The following is a 15,843-nucleotide window of genomic DNA, read 5'->3' as shown; positions in this document are numbered from 1 at the left end:
TAAGCATTGAAATACGCGCAATTATGCCTTAAATTGGCGCAATTCGGTGTAAAACACGCGCAATCAAGCCACAAATCGGCGCAATCGAAGGCAAAACGAGCGCAATCAAGTCCCCAAATCGACGCAATTCGACACAAAACACTCGCAACTATTCCAAAAAGTGCAATTCAGCGTAAAACCCTACTCTGCACAAGTCACTAACGACCTGCGCAATTAACTGTACGACAACCCTGCCAAAAGACTCATGCAATTTCAACGTAACCTTAACCGCTCACGACCCTTTCAGGGTAACGGGGATAGTGATATAAAGTGTCTTAATTAAAATGAAAAAAGCCCCTGTTGACGGGGGCTCTTAGGAATAAATTTCTGGTGCGTTTATTTTCCGTAATTTTTTTAAGTAGAATTTATATTGAGGGTCGTTCGTTTCTGTTGAAATGATGCTTTTTTCGCAGTCAGAGCAGATAAAGGATGTGTATAAATAGATGCCTTTCCATTTGTATTGCTCACAGATGACACAGCAAGTTTCCCCAGGTTTGTTATTTAATAATGTATTCACTATGACTCCACCTCCACAGAACTATTCTGCCCATGAATCCCCCGATATATAACAATTTTTAGAATATTCTCGTGCTCTAAGAGGCTCAAGTAAAGACGAGGTACTTAATGAAGATGTTAATTTAGTGTATGTTAAGAGGGAGCAGACATTGTATGTCTTTTTATAAGATTTTGATTAAATTGTATCGGCATGAGATTTTAAGATAAAATAGACGAGTAATAGAAATTAGGACAGAGCAAAATGGTGATATAAAATGAATCAGAATGATACCCCGCTGTTTACTGCCTTGGAAAATCATTATAAAAAAAGGCCGATCTCTTTGCATGTTCCAGGGCATAAAAATGGCTTATTACTAAAAAACGATCAGTTTTTTCAAGGAATTTTACATATTGATGCCACGGAATTGACAGGTTTGGATGATTTGCATGCTCCCGAAGGTGTAATTGAGGAAGCGGAAAGGTTATTGGCGGATGCCTTTCACGCATCGAAAAGCTTCCTTCTTATTAATGGTACGACAGTTGGAAATTTGGCAATGATGATGGCGACCCTTGAGGAAGGGGACACGGTTTTTATTCAGAGAAATTGTCATAAATCAATTCTTAATGCGTTGGAGCTTACAAAGGCAAGGCCAGTTCTTTTAGGACCTGAGTACGATCCTGAATGGATGGTGTCAGGAGGAGTTGAACTTGAAACAATTAGGGAAGCGTTTGAATGCTATCCAGAGTGCCGAGCTATTGTGTTAACTTACCCTAATTATTATGGAATGACGTATGAGCTTAAAGAGATAATTGATTTTGCCCATCGTTATGAAATTCCAGTGTTAGTAGATGAGGCACATGGAGCTCATTTTATTGGCACAGAGGGGTTTCCGCCATCTGCGGTAGCATTGGGTGCTGATGTTGTGGTGCAGTCAGCTCATAAAACATTGCCTGCAATGACAATGGGCTCTTTCTTACATGTTAACAGCCAGTATATCTCAACGGAGAAAATCGCTCATTATTTACGAATGTTGCAATCAAGCAGCCCCTCTTATCCGATTATGGCTTCTTTAGATCGGGCAAGGAACTATATTGCCACATATACAAATAGGGATGCCCAATATTTAAAAGAACAGCTTGCCAGCTTTAAAAGGGAATTGCAAACATTAGAATTTATAAAAGTACTGGAGTATCCGAATCAAAATGGGGATCCACTAAAGCTTACGCTTCAATCGAATTGCGGCTATACAGCGTATGAGTTGCAGCAGCTTTTTGAAGAAAAGGGAATTTATGCAGAAATGGCCGATCCGAATAATATTCTTTTTGTCCTTCCACTTTTAAAAAAAGATGCAGACTTTCCATTTGCTGACATTATCACAAAACTAAAAGAATTGCGAATTCAAACAGCTAGGAAAAGAGGAAGAGCCCATTATTTTAAAAAGAAAAGAATTTCGACTCTATATCGTGTACAATCACATAAGAAAGTATTATTTCCGATTGAAGATTCGGCTGGTTTTATTTGTGCAGAAACGATCATTCCGTATCCCCCAGGAATTCCTCTATTGCTTTCAGGAGAAAAAATTACAGTTGAGGATGTAAAGGGGTTGCAGTTTTTGTTACAGTCAGGTGCCAGATTTCAAGGCGGAGAAAATTTAGAAGAAGGAAAGATTACGGTTTTTGATAAATTGGAGGATAATGATGACTAGAGGTTTATTTATTACATTAGAAGGGCCAGATGGAGCTGGAAAAACAACGATATTAAACCGACTCGCCGAAAGGTTTCAAAACGAAGGTATGAAGGTATTACATACTAGAGAGCCTGGTGGTATTGAAATTGCCGAGCAAATTAGAAAAGTGATTTTAGATAAAGACAATACAGCAATGGATTCTAGAACGGAGGCTCTACTATACGCTGCGGCACGGAGACAGCATTTAGTGGAAAAGGTTCAGCCGGCTTTAGAAGAAGGCTATGTCGTTTTATGTGATCGCTTTGTAGACAGCTCATTGGCTTATCAAGGATATGCAAGAAAATTGGGCATTGATGAGGTGTACAGCATTAATCAATTTGCTATTGCTGATATGATGCCGAATTTAACTTTATATTTTGACATCGACCCAAAGGTAGGATTAGAGAGAATTAATAGAAGCAATGAGAGGGAAGTGAATCGATTAGATTTGGAGGAACTTCAATTCCATGAGGATGTGCGGGAAGGCTATCACATCCTTTTGCAGAAATTCCCACATAGAATCAAACAAATAAATGCTGAACAGGAGCTGGAGCATGTATACGAACAAGCCTATAAGGAGGTTGAGGCCCTTATTCGCAGTCAAGCATGATGAATTAATAAAAAAATTGGAGAGGCTTTATTCATTAAGAAAATCATTCATATAAATTCCTGTTATAATATACATAATATAAATGGATACTAAGGAGTTGATAGGATGAAATTAATTATTGCAGTTGTACAGGATCAAGATAGCAATCGTTTATCAAGTGCGCTTGTCGATCATAATTTTAGAGCAACAAAATTAGCCAGTACTGGTGGGTTTTTGAAGTCCGGAAATACGACATTTTTGATCGGAACAGAAGATATACGTGTTGATAAAGCCTTACAAATCATTAAGGACAACTGCCAATCGAGAGATCAGCTAGTGGCGCCTGTTTCTCCGATGGGAGGAAGTGCGGACTCCTACGTACCGTATCCAGTTGAAGTGGAAGTGGGAGGAGCGACTGTGTTTGTGCTCCCAATTGAGCAATTCCACAATTTCTAAATGCAATAATTTAGTAAGAATATGTCAAAGGTTATCAATGCATTGTTCAGACTCCATAAAATGTATATCCCCAATGTTTTATGGAGTCAGGATTAAATGTATATAAGATAGTTAATAAAAATAAGTGAGATGATATAGTGAACACGTGGGAAAGCTATGAAACGATCCAGCCAACCGTTATGAAAATGTTGAAGAATAGTATAAAAAAAGGTCGGTTAGCCCACGCGTATTTATTTGAGGGAATGCGGGGGACAGGAAAAAAAGATGTTAGTCTCCTCTTATCGAAAAGTTTGTTTTGTACGCATCCTATTGATGGATATATACCATGTGAAGTTTGCCATAATTGTAAACGGATTAATAGCGGGAATCATCCGGATATTCATATAGTGGAGCCGGATGGGGCATCGATAAAAAAGCAACAAATACAAATGTTGCAGGAGGAATTTGCTAAGACTGGCGTTGAATCGAAGAAAAAAGTGTACACGATTGTTCATGCTGACCGCATGACCGTTAACGCTGCTAACAGTCTCTTAAAGTTTCTGGAGGAACCGACTTCTGAAACAACAGCTATTTTACTAACTGAGCAAACGCAGAAAATACTTCCGACTATTCTTTCACGATGTCAAATTGTTACATTTAAGCAGTTATCCCCTGAACATCTTATCCAGAAACTAGTGGAAAGGGGAGTTTCTGAAAAAAAGGCCCCTATTATTGCCCAGCTTACCAATAATTTGGATGAAGGACTTGCACTAAGTAATGATGAATGGTTTGCACAAGCTCAAAAAATAGTGTTAAAATTATATGAAGTATTAAGAAAGAATCCATTGGAGGCATTAGTTTCCCTGCAAGAGGATTGGTTCTTACACTTTAAAGACAAAGAGCAATACGATCAAGGATTAGACTTGCTACTTCTAGTTCTGAAGGATTTATTATATATACAACACGGGAAGCAAACCCGGGTTGTTTATTTGGACGAAAGAGATCGTCTCGAACAATTTGCGCTGCAAACATCTGCAAAAAGATTGGCAAGTCAAATGGCCGCCGTTTTAGATGCGAAAAGAAGGCTGCACGCAAATATGAATCCACAGCTGCTGTTAGAGCAGCTTGTGTTACAATTGCAGGAGGGATCATCATTTGTATAATGTAGTGGGAGTCCGCTTTAAAAAAGCGGGGAAAATCTATTATTTTGATCCCGGAGATCTCTTAATTCAAAAGGACGATTTCGTCATTGTGGAGACGGTTAGGGGAGTTGAGTACGGTCGAGTGGTCATCGGCCCTAAGCAGGTTGAAGAACACGATGTAGTTCTCCCACTTAAAAAAGTTCTGAGAATTGCAGATCAAAAGGATCGGCTTATCGTCGAAGAGAACAAACAGTCTGCCAAGGAAGCGTATGAGGTTTGTTGTGAGAAGGTCAACTTACATGAGCTTGATATGAAGCTGGTAGATGTAGAATATACCTTTGACCGCAATAAGGTTATTTTCTATTTTACTGCCGATGGACGGGTTGATTTTAGAGAGCTCGTTAAGGATCTGGCCGCGATTTTTAGAACTCGAATTGAGCTGAGACAAATTGGGGTAAGAGATGAAGCGAAAATGCTGGGTGGCATTGGACCATGTGGCAGAATGCTCTGTTGCTCCAGCTTTTTAGGGGATTTTGAACCTGTATCCATTAAAATGGCTAAGGATCAAAACCTATCCCTTAATCCAACGAAAATTTCCGGTTTATGTGGCCGACTTATGTGTTGTTTAAAGTATGAGAACGACGAATATGAAACGGCTAAGGAACAGCTACCAGATGTGGGCGAAATCATTGGTACACCGGCAGGATTAGGGAAAGTGGTTGGATTAAATATATTAGAACGTATTTTACAAGTAGAAATGATAGAACAAGAGCGTGTCCTCGAATATACACTGGATGAAATATTAAAGGAAGGCGCTATGTAGGAGATCCACGGACGATAGAGGTGGAAGGCGTGAATAAAAAGGAAATCTTTGATTCAGTGAGTAATATGGAAGTACAGATTGGGCAGCTGTATCAACAGCTTGGTGAGTTAAAAGAGCATTTAGCAGAAATTCTTGAAGAGAACAACTCATTAAAGCTAGAGAATGATCATCTAAGACGTCGGCTGGAGCATACCTCTAATGCAGGGAAAAAGAGTCAGGCTAAGCAACAAGCGAAAATTGCAGGGCAGCTTGATGAGAAAGCGGTAGATATTGGGGAAGGGTATGATAATTTAGCAAGACTTTATCAGGAAGGTTTCCACATTTGTAACTTGCATTTTGGAAGCCCTCGTAAAGAAGGCGATTGTCTTTTTTGCTTATCTTTTCTTAATAAAAAGTAATTCGGGTCTTCCTTTATGAGGGAGACCATTTTTCTGCGTACAAGTTAACTTCAACGATCATTAATGCCTGTCACTCATCGTGCACTAGCCCTTGTTGAGGATAAAAAATGATAGAAGCAGGCGCATTTATTAAGGAAATACTTCAAAGGCGCTTCTAGCGTTTGATGAACTTAAAAACCTGGAGGAAAAAGAATGGTCCAATTAAAAGAAGATGAGCGTTTGGATTATTTATTGGCAGAAGATTTGCGGATTATTCAAAGTCCGTCTGTCTTTGCTTTTTCATTGGACGCTGTCTTACTAGCCAAGTTTGTTTATGTCCCGATTCAGAAAGGGAAAATTATTGATTTATGTAGCGGAAATGGTGTGATACCTCTATTTCTCAGTACGAGAACAAAAGGAGAGATAACAGGTGTTGAGATTCAGGAACGCTTGTATGATATGGCGAAGAGAAGCTTCCAGTATAATGAGCTGGATAGTCGCCTGCAGATGATTCATGGAAATATTAACGATATGCCGCAAAAATTGGGGATGGGTAAGTACGATGTCGTTACTTGCAACCCTCCTTATTTTCCAACTCCATCGAAAGAAGAAATGAATGAAAATGAGCATTTAGCTATTGCCCGTCATGAAATTTTCTGTACATTGGAGGATGCCATTCGCGTATCCAGCCAACTTGTGAAGCAAGGCGGAAAGGTGGCGTTTGTCCATCGACCCGGGAGATTATTGGATATGATTACACTGATGAGACAATATCGGTTAGAGCCTAAAAAAGTTCAATTTGTCTATCCGAAGCAAGGGAAGGAAGCCAATACGCTGTTAGTAGAAGCAATAAAAGATGGGAAGGCAGACTTGAAGATTCTCCCGCCTCTTGTTGTTTACCATGATGATAATGAGTATTCGGCTGAAATAAAGGATATCCTGTTTGGAGATAAGCAGTAAATGAGATGGGGTGTAAAAATATGTGGCAGCAAAAGAGCTTTGAAAATGAACAACAAAAGGGAATTCTATATTTAGTTCCCACACCAATTGGGAATTTAGAGGATATGAGTTTTCGGGCAGTGCGTCTTTTAAAGGAAAGTGACTATATTGCTGCAGAGGATACAAGAAACACGAAAAAGCTTTGCAATCATTTTGAGATTTCCACCCCTGTGGTGAGCTATCATGAACATAATAAAGAAGCCAGTGGAGCGAAGCTGATTGAAAGGCTTAAAGAGGGTGGGAAAATAGCGTTAGTAAGTGATGCTGGGATGCCAACGATTTCGGATCCGGGTTATGAATTAGTTGTAGCAGCAGTGAACGAACAATTAACGGTCGTTCCCCTTCCAGGAGCAAATGCTGCCTTAACAGCTCTAATAGCTTCGGGATTAGCGACACAACCATTTTATTTTTATGGGTTTTTGCCTAGGCAAAAGAAAGAGAAAATGAAAGAGCTGGAAGAATTGTCAAAGATGATGTCTACGCTCATTTTATATGAATCTCCGCATCGATTAAAGGAAACGCTTGAGCAACTCTATGCCGTATTTGGCGAAAGGCAAATTTCTCTTTGTCGAGAGCTAACAAAGCGATATGAAGAATTTATTCGAGGTACCATTAGTGAAGTGATACAGTGGGCGTCTAGTGATGAAGTTCGAGGGGAATTTTGCCTCATTATTGAAGGAAGCAATAAGCGGGCAGAAGAAAAAAATACATGGTGGGAAGAGCTTTCACTTCAGGAGCATATTAAGCACTATATGACAGAACAAGGCTTTTCATCGAAAGAGGCAATTAAACAAACGGCAAAGGATCGAAATATGAATAAGAGAGATGTCTATCATGCCTACCATATCAAGGGCTAGTTGGCAAAACAAAAAGGCTTCTTAAGAAAAGAAGCCTTTACATATTGGTTTTTCAAAAAATGCCTTAAGCTTTTGTTGTTTGGAAAGCTTCTTGAATTTCTTTTAAAAGCTTTTCAGCGCCGTCACGGCTTAAAATAAGCTTGCCATCAGCGAATGTTACATTATCATCAGAAACTTCTCCAGTAACTTGACAAGTCATGTTAGGCTTGTATTTCTTCAAAACAATGCGCTCATCATCTACATAGATTTCTAATGCGTCCTTTTCTGCAATACCTAATGTACGTCTTAACTCGATTGGAATAACCACACGACCAAGCTCATCAACCTTACGAACAATACCTGTAGATTTCATTTAAATATCTCCTCTCAATCTCCAAAAATTTTTCTCTATCTATTTCTTTTCGTCATTATTCGACAAATTTCTTTCTAGATACAATAATAACAGTTATTCCCATAAACGTCAATAATTTTATATTCATTTTTTTAGTAATTACTGGAATGTCAAAATCTATTGTTTTAAACGGTATAAGAGATTATACGAATACGTTTACTAGTTTATGGTGGTCATTTTCTTTTTTTTGAAAATTTTTTCGCAGTGGTGAAGCCGTAAAAACACAGTACGATGATAAAGGGAAGAGCAGGTTGCACATTTTCTTATTTTTATGTATATTTTGATGATAGAATAGGTAAAGATGACGAGTGTACTGGCTTTAGTTTTATCTATTTTGTAAGAGTATTCGTTTGAGTATTGTAAATGTACCCAATTTATAATCCAGTTAAACACAATTCGTCCATTTTTTTCTAAAAATATATAAATACGACTTATGAGGGATCTTCTTAAAGGAGGAACCTGATTAATCTAAATCCCTATGAGGAGGGGCCATTATAGTGGAACAAAAGAAGACATTTTATTTAACAACTCCGATTTATTACCCGAGCGGAAACCTACATATTGGTCATGCTTATACAACAGTAGCAGGCGATGCGATGGCGCGTTATAAGCGTTTGCGCGGTTATGATGTGATGTATTTAACGGGAACGGATGAGCATGGACAAAAAATTCAACAGAAGGCTCAAGAAAAAGGAGTTACTCCTCAAGAATATGTTGATGAAATTGTGGCAGGAATACAGGATCTTTGGAAAAAGCTTGATATTTCCTATGACGATTTTATTCGTACAACACAGGAGCGCCATAAAGCGGTGGTAGAAAAAATCTTTGCTCAACTGCTTGAGCAAGGGGATATATATTTAGATCAGTATGAAGGAATGTATTGTACACCGTGTGAATCCTTTTTTACCGAAAGACAACTTAATGAAGGAAAATGTCCTGATTGTGGAAGACCAGTAGAAAAGGTAAAGGAAGAGTCGTATTTCTTCAAGGTAAGTAAATATGCTGATCGTTTGCTTCAATATTATGAAGAAAATTCACAGTTCATTCAACCGGAATCTCGCAAAAATGAGATGATTAATAATTTTATTAAACCAGGGCTCGAAGATTTAGCTGTTTCTAGAACGACTTTTGACTGGGGCATTAAAGTTCCTGGTAATCCGAAGCATGTTATTTATGTATGGATTGATGCTCTTTCTAACTATATTACTGCATTAGGATACGGTACGGGAGATGAAGCGAAATTTAACAAGTATTGGCCTGCTGATTTCCATTTGGTCGGGAAGGAAATCGTTCGTTTCCATACGATTTACTGGCCTATTATGTTAATGGCATTAGACTTACCGCTTCCGAAAAAAGTATTTGCTCATGGCTGGCTATTGATGAAAGATGGGAAAATGTCTAAGTCAAAAGGAAATGTCGTTGATCCGGTTACCCTTATTGATCGCTATGGTTTAGATGCTCTAAGATATTATTTGCTTCGTGAAGTTCCGTTTGGCGCAGATGGAGTCTTTACACCTGAAGGGTTTGTTGAAAGAATCAATTTTGATTTAGCAAATGATTTAGGAAACCTCTTGAATCGAACTGTTGCAATGATCGATCGCTATTTTGATGGAAGGATTCCTGCGTATAAGGGATCAGACGGAGAATATGATAAGCAGCTTCTGCAGGTCAATCTTGACACAGTTCAAAAATATGAAGAAGCAATGGAAAATATGGAATTTTCAGTGGCATTAACTTCTCTTTGGCAGCTTGTGAGCCGAACAAACAAATATATAGATGAAACACAGCCGTGGGTATTGGCAAAAGAAGAAAAAACAGAAGCGTTAGGATCGGTAATGGCTCATTTGGCTGAGTCATTAAGAAGGGTAGCAATTATGCTACAACCGTTTTTAACAAGAACACCAAATGGCATCTTTGAGCAACTCAATGTGGAGAAAGCTTTGACAACATGGGAAAGCTTAGAGACATTCGGGGCAATTGGAGAGGGTGTCAAAGTCGCAAAAGGAAATCCGTTGTTTCCTCGTCTGGATATTGAGGAAGAGGTTGCATTTATTAAGGAAAAAATGAAAGGAAACGTTCCTGCTCCGGTCGTGGAGAAAAAAGAAGAAGTGCCCGACAGTGAAGAAATTACGATTGATGATTTCATGAAGGTTGATTTACGTGTCGCTCAGGTATTGGAAGCAGAGCCCGTGAAAAAAGCTGATAAATTACTTAAATTGCAGCTCGATTTAGGCTATGAAAAGCGTCAGGTTGTATCGGGAATTGCGCAATTTTATAAGCCGGAGGAACTTGTCGGAAGAAAAGTCGTTTGTGTTACAAATCTAAAACCAGTTAAGCTTAGAGGGGAGCTTTCACAAGGAATGATTTTGGCAGGCTCGAAGGATGGCGAACTATCGCTTGCTACCATTGCTGAATCTCTACCACTAGGTGCGCGAGTAAAGTAAAAATGTCTGCAAGGAGCATAGAAATGTTTCACGTGTAACAAACTTGCACGAAACATTTCTATGCTTTATTTTGTTTAAATAATAAATTGAATTGATACAATAAGATTATTCTAAAAAAATCACTTTCTTGCGATAATTTCTATGTTTATTTACTGTTTTTCTAAAATATTACTAGGTTGATACATGAAAAAGAAAAGAAAAAGAAAATTTTGTAACACAAAAATAATATATGAAATGAAGGGGGAATTTTGATGTTATTCGACACACACGCCCATTTAAATGCTGAACAATTTGACGAGGATTTAGAGGAAGTTATTACAAGGGCACAAGAAAATGGAGTAGAGAATATGGTCATTGTCGGATTTGATCGCCCGACGATTACAAGAGCCATGGAACTGGTAGAAAAATATGATTTTATGTATGCCAGTGTAGGCTGGCACCCAGTTGATGCCATTGATATGAATGACGAGGATTTAGCGTGGATCGAAGAGCTTTCAAGCCATCCAAAGGTGGTGGCAATTGGAGAGATGGGGCTTGATTATTATTGGGATAAGTCGCCAAGGGAGATTCAAAAAGAAGTGTTTCGAAAGCAAATTCAGCTTGCGAAAAAGGTGAATTTGCCAATTGTTATACATAATCGGGAGGCGACAGCAGATATTGTGGAGATTTTAAAAGAGGAGGGTGCCTCTGAAGTTGGAGGGATCATGCACTGTTTTAGTGGGAGTGTTGAGGTAGCTCAAGAATGCCTAAACATGAATTTCTATATTTCGCTCGGAGGACCGGTTACGTTTAAAAATGCAAGAAAACCAAAGGAAGTGGCTGAAGCCGTTCCGCTGGAAAAACTGCTAATTGAAACGGATTGTCCTTATTTAGCTCCTCATCCTTACAGAGGAAAACGAAATGAACCAGGTTATGTCAAACTTGTGGCTGAACAAATTGCAGAGTTAAAAGGGATTTCTTATGAGGAAGTTGCCCGAATTACAACGGCAAATGCAAAAAAATTATTCGCCATAAAATGATATAGAATGCTGTCGAAATACAAGGATGCTTGTCCAAATGAATTCCTATTCTAAAAAGTTCTACATGTCTCCTTTTCTTCATAGGATAACCATGTCGATAAGTCCCTCTTTCCTTTTTTGGATATATTTCGCATAATAGGGAATATGTTTGGAGGGTGGAGGGTTGACATGTGCAGGTTAAGTTCTATATAATCACTCGAGAGAGAAGGAGGCGTTTTTCATCGTAATCAAGAACATGAAAAACCTGTTTTCCAAGTCTTTGAGTAAAAAGAAATTAGCCGTTGTAGGAGCTAGTTTCGTAGTTTTTGTTGCAGCTTTTGGGTTTGTTTTCTATGAAACTACGAAAAAAACTGTAGCACTAACGCTAGACGGTCAAGAAAAGATTGTTAAAACACACGCAGGAACAATTAAAGAAGTACTGGAGGAATTAGATATTTCTCTTCACTCAGAAGACTATGTGTCTCCATCAGCCGATACGAAGGTCAAGGACAATTTAAAGGTTGAATGGAAACCAGCAAAGCAGGTTCAGATGGTTAAGGAAAACGAAAAGAAACAAGTCTGGACAACAGCTAATACGGTTGAAGAATTTTTAAAAGAGCAAAATGTTTCTTTAAACGAACATGATAAGATTCAACCAAAAATCGATACAGAGATAAAAAACGACTTACAAATCAAAATAGATAGGGCATTTTCTGTCACACTGAATGACGGTGGAAAAGAAAAGCAAGTATGGTCCACTTCGACTACGGTCGCTGACTTTTTATCACAACAAGAAATCAAGCTGAATGAATTAGACCGAGTTGAGCCGAATATGGATGAAACAGTCAAAGAAGACGCTATTATTAACGTCATTCGAGTTGAAAAGGTCACCGATGTAGTGGAAGAACCAGTTAGATTTGCTGTTGTCACGAAACAAGATAGTAAACTTGCCAAGGGAACGGAAAAAACCGTAACGAGTGGGCAAGAGGGACTGCTTAAGAAGGAATACGAAGTTGTCTTGGAAAACGGGAAAGAAGTATCCCGAAAATTACTAAAAGAGTCAACTTTGAAAGAAAAGCGTGATCAAGTTGTAGCGGTTGGAACGAAGGCCGTTGCACAAACCGTATCACGTGGGACGAATAATAATGTGAGTAGAGAATTTACAGTAAGTTCTACTGCCTACACAGCTAACTGTAATGGCTGCTCAGGTATTACCGCAACTGGATATAATTTGAAGGCAAACCCAGGCGCAAAAATCATTGCAGTCGATCCTAGAGTTATTCCTTTGGGAACAAAGGTATATGTTGAAGGATATGGCTATGCAATAGCTGCTGATACTGGATCAGCCATCAAGGGAAATAAGATTGATGTATTCTTTTCTTCCCAGTCTGCTGCTTATCGCTGGGGCAGGAAAAATGTTAAAATCAAGATCTTGAATTAAGATTGTACGCACTTATAAAAAGTCATGCTGAGCAGGGGGCATCCTCTGCTTTTTTTGTTTTTTGGCCTATTTTTCTTTACACTAATATAGACGATTAAGATTACAAAAATGTTTCAAATATATTTGTTTTTTTTCAAAAAAAATATAAGATTTTTCAGGTAGGGTTTCATTGCGTACGAATCACTGGTAAATGGATGAGGAGGATTTATGAAAATAAAAGAGATTATTGTGGTTGAAGGGAAAGATGATACAACTGCGATAAAAAGAGCGATAGATGCAGATACGATTGAAACGAATGGTTCGGCCGTAACTATGGAAACGATCGCGCAGATTGAGTTGGCCCAAAAGACAAGAGGGGTGATCATTTTTACTGATCCTGATTATCCGGGTCAAAAAATACGACAAACCATTGCTCACCATGTTCCAGATTGTAAGCATGCTTTTATAACAAAGGAAGCAGCGCTCCATAAGCATGGGAGGGGAGTTGGCGTAGAGCATGCTTCTCCGGAGGAAATTCGCCGGGCATTAAAGGATGCTCATCATATGATGGATGATGCAAAAGAGATCATTACGAAAGACGATCTTATGAATGCTGGGTTAGTCGGTGGACCTCGTGCAAAAGAAAGGCGAGAAAAACTAGGCAAGCTGTTGAAGATCGGGTATACCAATGGTAAACAGTTGCATAAGCGGCTGCAGATGTTTCAAATAACGGAGGCAGCATTCTCAGCAGCGATTCAAGTTATTCAACAGGAGGAAAAAGATGAATAAAGATATTGCGACCCCCGTTAGGACACGTGAGATTCTAGAAAAATACGGTTTTTCTTTTAAGAAAAGCTTGGGACAAAATTTCTTAATTGATACCAATATTCTTAATCGAATTGTTGATCACGCAAATCTTACTGATGAGTCAGGAGTAATCGAGGTAGGTCCAGGAATCGGTGCCCTTACGGAGCAGATTGCTCGCAGAAGTAAAAAGGTCGTTGCCTTTGAAATTGACCAGCGGCTACTGCCGATATTAGAAGAAACATTAGCCCCTTATGGGAATACAACTATCATCCATTCAGATGTTTTGAAAGCAGATGTTGCCTCTATGATGGCAACGGAATTTGCCGGGTTTACGGATGTCATGGTTGTAGCGAATCTCCCTTATTATGTGACGACACCAATTATTATGAAGCTGTTGGAGGAGAAGTTACCAATTCGAGGAATTGTTGTGATGCTGCAAAAAGAAGTAGCAGAAAGAATAGCAGCGAAACCAGGAACGAAGGATTACGGCTCTCTTTCCATTGCAGTTCAGTATTATACGGAGGCTGAAACCGTGATGATTGTACCGAAAACAGTTTTTGTTCCTCAGCCGAATGTGGACTCGGCCGTGATCCGCCTAACAGTTAGAACTACTCCAAAGGTGGCCGTAAAGAGCGAAGCATTCTTTTTCCAAATCACAAAAGCAAGCTTTGCCCAAAGAAGAAAGACGATTTTAAACAATTTAATTAGCCAGCTCCCTGAAGGAAAAGAGAAAAAGGAGGAAATTCTTGCTGCATTAAGCAAGGTTCATATTGAACCGACAAGAAGGGGAGAAACTTTGTCGATCGAGGAATTTGCCGTATTAAGCGATGCTCTGCTGCCGCATTTTCAATAAAACTGTTAAGTAAAGGGTGTCTAAGCAGTAATATTAGCTGCTTAGACACCCTTTAAACATGAAAGCTATTTCGCAAGCGCTGGAGCCGTTAAATGCTAATAACAAAAGAGAAAGTCGTTAAGATTGCCGTTCAAGAACATTTTTTTAAGCTATGTGATTTGACAGTGTTTTTTCTCTTACCTTTTCCTAAATGCTCCGTTAAAAGCACATGTTTTTTGTCCAATGCATATTTTAAAAAAAACAACTAGATTTTTTGTTTGTTCATCCCTCTATAAAAAGGGGGCTCTATTTGTGCTAATTGGAGTGACGTTCAGTGACGATTAACCTCATGGATGTTGTTGGGAGAATTTCTTATAAATGTGACATTTTATTCCGTGTCATCGATATTAAAGAAGAAAATGGTCGAAAAAAAGTGGTGCTGTATGGTGAGGATTTTCGTTTAATCGCGGATGCTCCCTATGAAGATCTGTTGCTGATTGACCAAATGAAGAGGATGGAACTAACGCAGGAGTTCCGTTCTTTAGAAGAGCAATCCTTTCGACTGTTTAAGCAGGATATTGATTTATTAAAGCAAAGACAGGAATACGATACGACGGAAGGCTATAAAATGAAGGTCAACTATTTTCAACTCCCCGGCCGTGTTCTTCATATCGATGGAGATCCATCTTATCTGAAAAAATGTTTAAGTCTTTATGAGAAGATCGGAATACCTGTGACTGGGATTCATTGTAATGAAAAAGAAATGCCGCAAAGAATAAGTCATCTTATCGAATATTATCGCCCAGATATATTGGTCATTACCGGACATGATGCTTACTCTAAATCAAAGGGAGCGATTGGAGATATCAACGCTTATCGGCATTCGAAGTTCTTCGTTCAAACGGTGAGAGAGGCAAGGAAAAGGATTCCGAACTTAGATCAGTTGGTGATTTTTGCTGGTGCTTGCCAATCCCATTTTGAGTCGCTCATACATGCCGGAGCTAATTTTGCCAGTTCTCCATCTCGCGTTAATATTCATGCTTTAGACCCGGTTTATATTGTCGCAAAGATTAGTTTTACCCCTTTTATGGAAAGGATTAATGTTTGGGATGTGCTGCGGAATACTTTAACAGGTGAAAAAGGACTTGGTGGTATTGAAACCAAAGGGATATTAAGAACGGGGATGCCATTTCATTCTGAAAATCAGAAGTAAAATTTCCGACAAAAAGAGATGGATTTCAACAATTTCATTGAGAGAGGTCGAGCCAAGTATTCTCGCTCCCTCTCAATGAGAAAACAAATACATATTTTTCAACATTTTTACCGTATTTTTTGCTGACATACATATTTCTGTCAAATAAGGAAAGTCTATTAAGAGAAAGTTTTTTACCGCAAAGAAGAATTATTGCTGTTTGCGTGAACGATCTTTGCTAGTGTGAAACAACAACAAGGGAGTTCTTTCTCTGAC

The 15,843-nt window shown here is 38.8% G+C and carries 16 protein-coding genes; 14 read left to right on the top strand and 2 right to left on the bottom strand.

From position 1 onward, the window contains the following. Positions 1-352: 352 nt before the first annotated feature. On the bottom strand, positions 353-556 hold the full coding sequence (locus tag FCJ93_RS22045) for a sigma factor G inhibitor Gin (RefSeq protein WP_095314407.1): 204 nt from the start codon (positions 554-556) through the stop codon (positions 353-355). A 253-nt stretch (positions 557-809) separates the two neighbouring features. Between FCJ93_RS22045 and FCJ93_RS22040 the strand changes: the two genes are divergently transcribed. The 8 genes from FCJ93_RS22040 to rsmI all read left to right on the top strand — a co-directional run bounded on the left by FCJ93_RS22040 (position 810) and on the right by rsmI (position 7,483). After that, the gene (locus FCJ93_RS22040) at positions 810-2,240 is read left to right on the top strand and encodes an aminotransferase class I/II-fold pyridoxal phosphate-dependent enzyme (protein ID WP_137744734.1); all 1,431 of its coding nucleotides are present in this window, start codon (positions 810-812) and stop codon (positions 2,238-2,240) included. Then, positions 2,233-2,871, top strand: a complete 639-nt coding sequence (tmk, locus tag FCJ93_RS22035) for a dTMP kinase (RefSeq protein ID WP_095314413.1) — start codon at positions 2,233-2,235, stop codon at positions 2,869-2,871. Before FCJ93_RS22040 ends, tmk begins: the two co-directional genes overlap by 8 nt. Positions 2,872-2,976: 105 nt before the next feature. Then, entirely contained in the window at positions 2,977-3,306 is a 330-nt protein-coding gene (locus FCJ93_RS22030; RefSeq protein ID WP_095314415.1) for a cyclic-di-AMP receptor, read from the top strand. A gap of 134 nt (positions 3,307-3,440) precedes the next feature. After that, entirely contained in the window at positions 3,441-4,448 is a 1,008-nt protein-coding gene (holB, locus tag FCJ93_RS22025) for a DNA polymerase III subunit delta' (RefSeq protein ID WP_170211383.1), read from the top strand. Then, positions 4,441-5,250: a PSP1 domain-containing protein gene (locus FCJ93_RS22020; RefSeq protein ID WP_095314422.1), complete on the top strand. Its 810-nt coding sequence runs from the start codon at positions 4,441-4,443 to the stop codon at positions 5,248-5,250. Before holB ends, FCJ93_RS22020 begins: the two co-directional genes overlap by 8 nt. A gap of 29 nt (positions 5,251-5,279) precedes the next feature. Next, the gene (gene yabA, locus FCJ93_RS22015; protein WP_095314424.1) at positions 5,280-5,648 is read left to right on the top strand and encodes a DNA replication initiation control protein YabA; all 369 of its coding nucleotides are present in this window, start codon (positions 5,280-5,282) and stop codon (positions 5,646-5,648) included. A gap of 192 nt (positions 5,649-5,840) precedes the next feature. Beyond that, complete coding sequence (locus tag FCJ93_RS22010; RefSeq protein WP_137744733.1) at positions 5,841-6,587, top strand: tRNA1(Val) (adenine(37)-N6)-methyltransferase; 747 nt, start codon at positions 5,841-5,843, stop codon at positions 6,585-6,587. A gap of 20 nt (positions 6,588-6,607) precedes the next feature. Continuing rightward, positions 6,608-7,483 (top strand): 16S rRNA (cytidine(1402)-2'-O)-methyltransferase, encoded by an 876-nt coding sequence (rsmI, locus tag FCJ93_RS22005; RefSeq protein WP_137744732.1) that lies wholly within the window; start codon positions 6,608-6,610, stop codon positions 7,481-7,483. 64 nt (positions 7,484-7,547) lie between these two features. Here the strand turns inward: rsmI and FCJ93_RS22000 are convergent, their stop codons facing one another. Continuing rightward, positions 7,548-7,835 (bottom strand): AbrB/MazE/SpoVT family DNA-binding domain-containing protein, encoded by a 288-nt coding sequence (locus FCJ93_RS22000; RefSeq protein ID WP_095314431.1) that lies wholly within the window; start codon positions 7,833-7,835, stop codon positions 7,548-7,550. A 533-nt stretch (positions 7,836-8,368) separates the two neighbouring features. Between FCJ93_RS22000 and metG the strand changes: the two genes are divergently transcribed. The 6 genes from metG (at position 8,369) to yabG (ending at position 15,588) form a co-directional block, all read left to right on the top strand. Continuing rightward, positions 8,369-10,318: a methionine--tRNA ligase gene (gene metG / locus FCJ93_RS21995; RefSeq protein WP_137744731.1), complete on the top strand. Its 1,950-nt coding sequence runs from the start codon at positions 8,369-8,371 to the stop codon at positions 10,316-10,318. A gap of 251 nt (positions 10,319-10,569) precedes the next feature. Continuing rightward, positions 10,570-11,337, top strand: coding sequence for a TatD family hydrolase (locus FCJ93_RS21990; protein WP_095314437.1), 768 nt, complete (start codon positions 10,570-10,572; stop codon positions 11,335-11,337). A gap of 235 nt (positions 11,338-11,572) precedes the next feature. Beyond that, positions 11,573-12,757: a G5 and 3D domain-containing protein gene (locus FCJ93_RS21985; RefSeq protein ID WP_095314441.1), complete on the top strand. Its 1,185-nt coding sequence runs from the start codon at positions 11,573-11,575 to the stop codon at positions 12,755-12,757. 207 nt (positions 12,758-12,964) lie between these two features. After that, positions 12,965-13,525, top strand: a complete 561-nt coding sequence (gene rnmV / locus FCJ93_RS21980) for a ribonuclease M5 (protein WP_137744730.1) — start codon at positions 12,965-12,967, stop codon at positions 13,523-13,525. Then, positions 13,518-14,396 carry a 16S rRNA (adenine(1518)-N(6)/adenine(1519)-N(6))-dimethyltransferase RsmA gene (gene rsmA / locus FCJ93_RS21975; RefSeq protein ID WP_137744729.1) on the top strand — a complete coding sequence of 293 codons (879 nt, stop codon included), beginning with the start codon at positions 13,518-13,520 and terminating at the stop codon, positions 14,394-14,396. The genes rnmV and rsmA overlap by 8 nt, the downstream gene beginning before the upstream one ends. Positions 14,397-14,724: 328 nt before the next feature. Continuing rightward, positions 14,725-15,588, top strand: coding sequence for a sporulation peptidase YabG (gene yabG, locus FCJ93_RS21970; protein WP_373315167.1), 864 nt, complete (start codon positions 14,725-14,727; stop codon positions 15,586-15,588). Positions 15,589-15,843: the final 255 nt, after the last annotated feature.

The sequence above is a fragment of the Robertmurraya siralis genome, from assembly GCF_005502275.1.
Taxonomy (GTDB): Bacteria; Bacillota; Bacilli; order Bacillales; family Cytobacillaceae; genus Robertmurraya; species Robertmurraya siralis.
The sequence above is the reverse complement of the archived record's forward strand: the minus strand, read 5'-3'. Positions and strand labels throughout refer to the sequence as shown.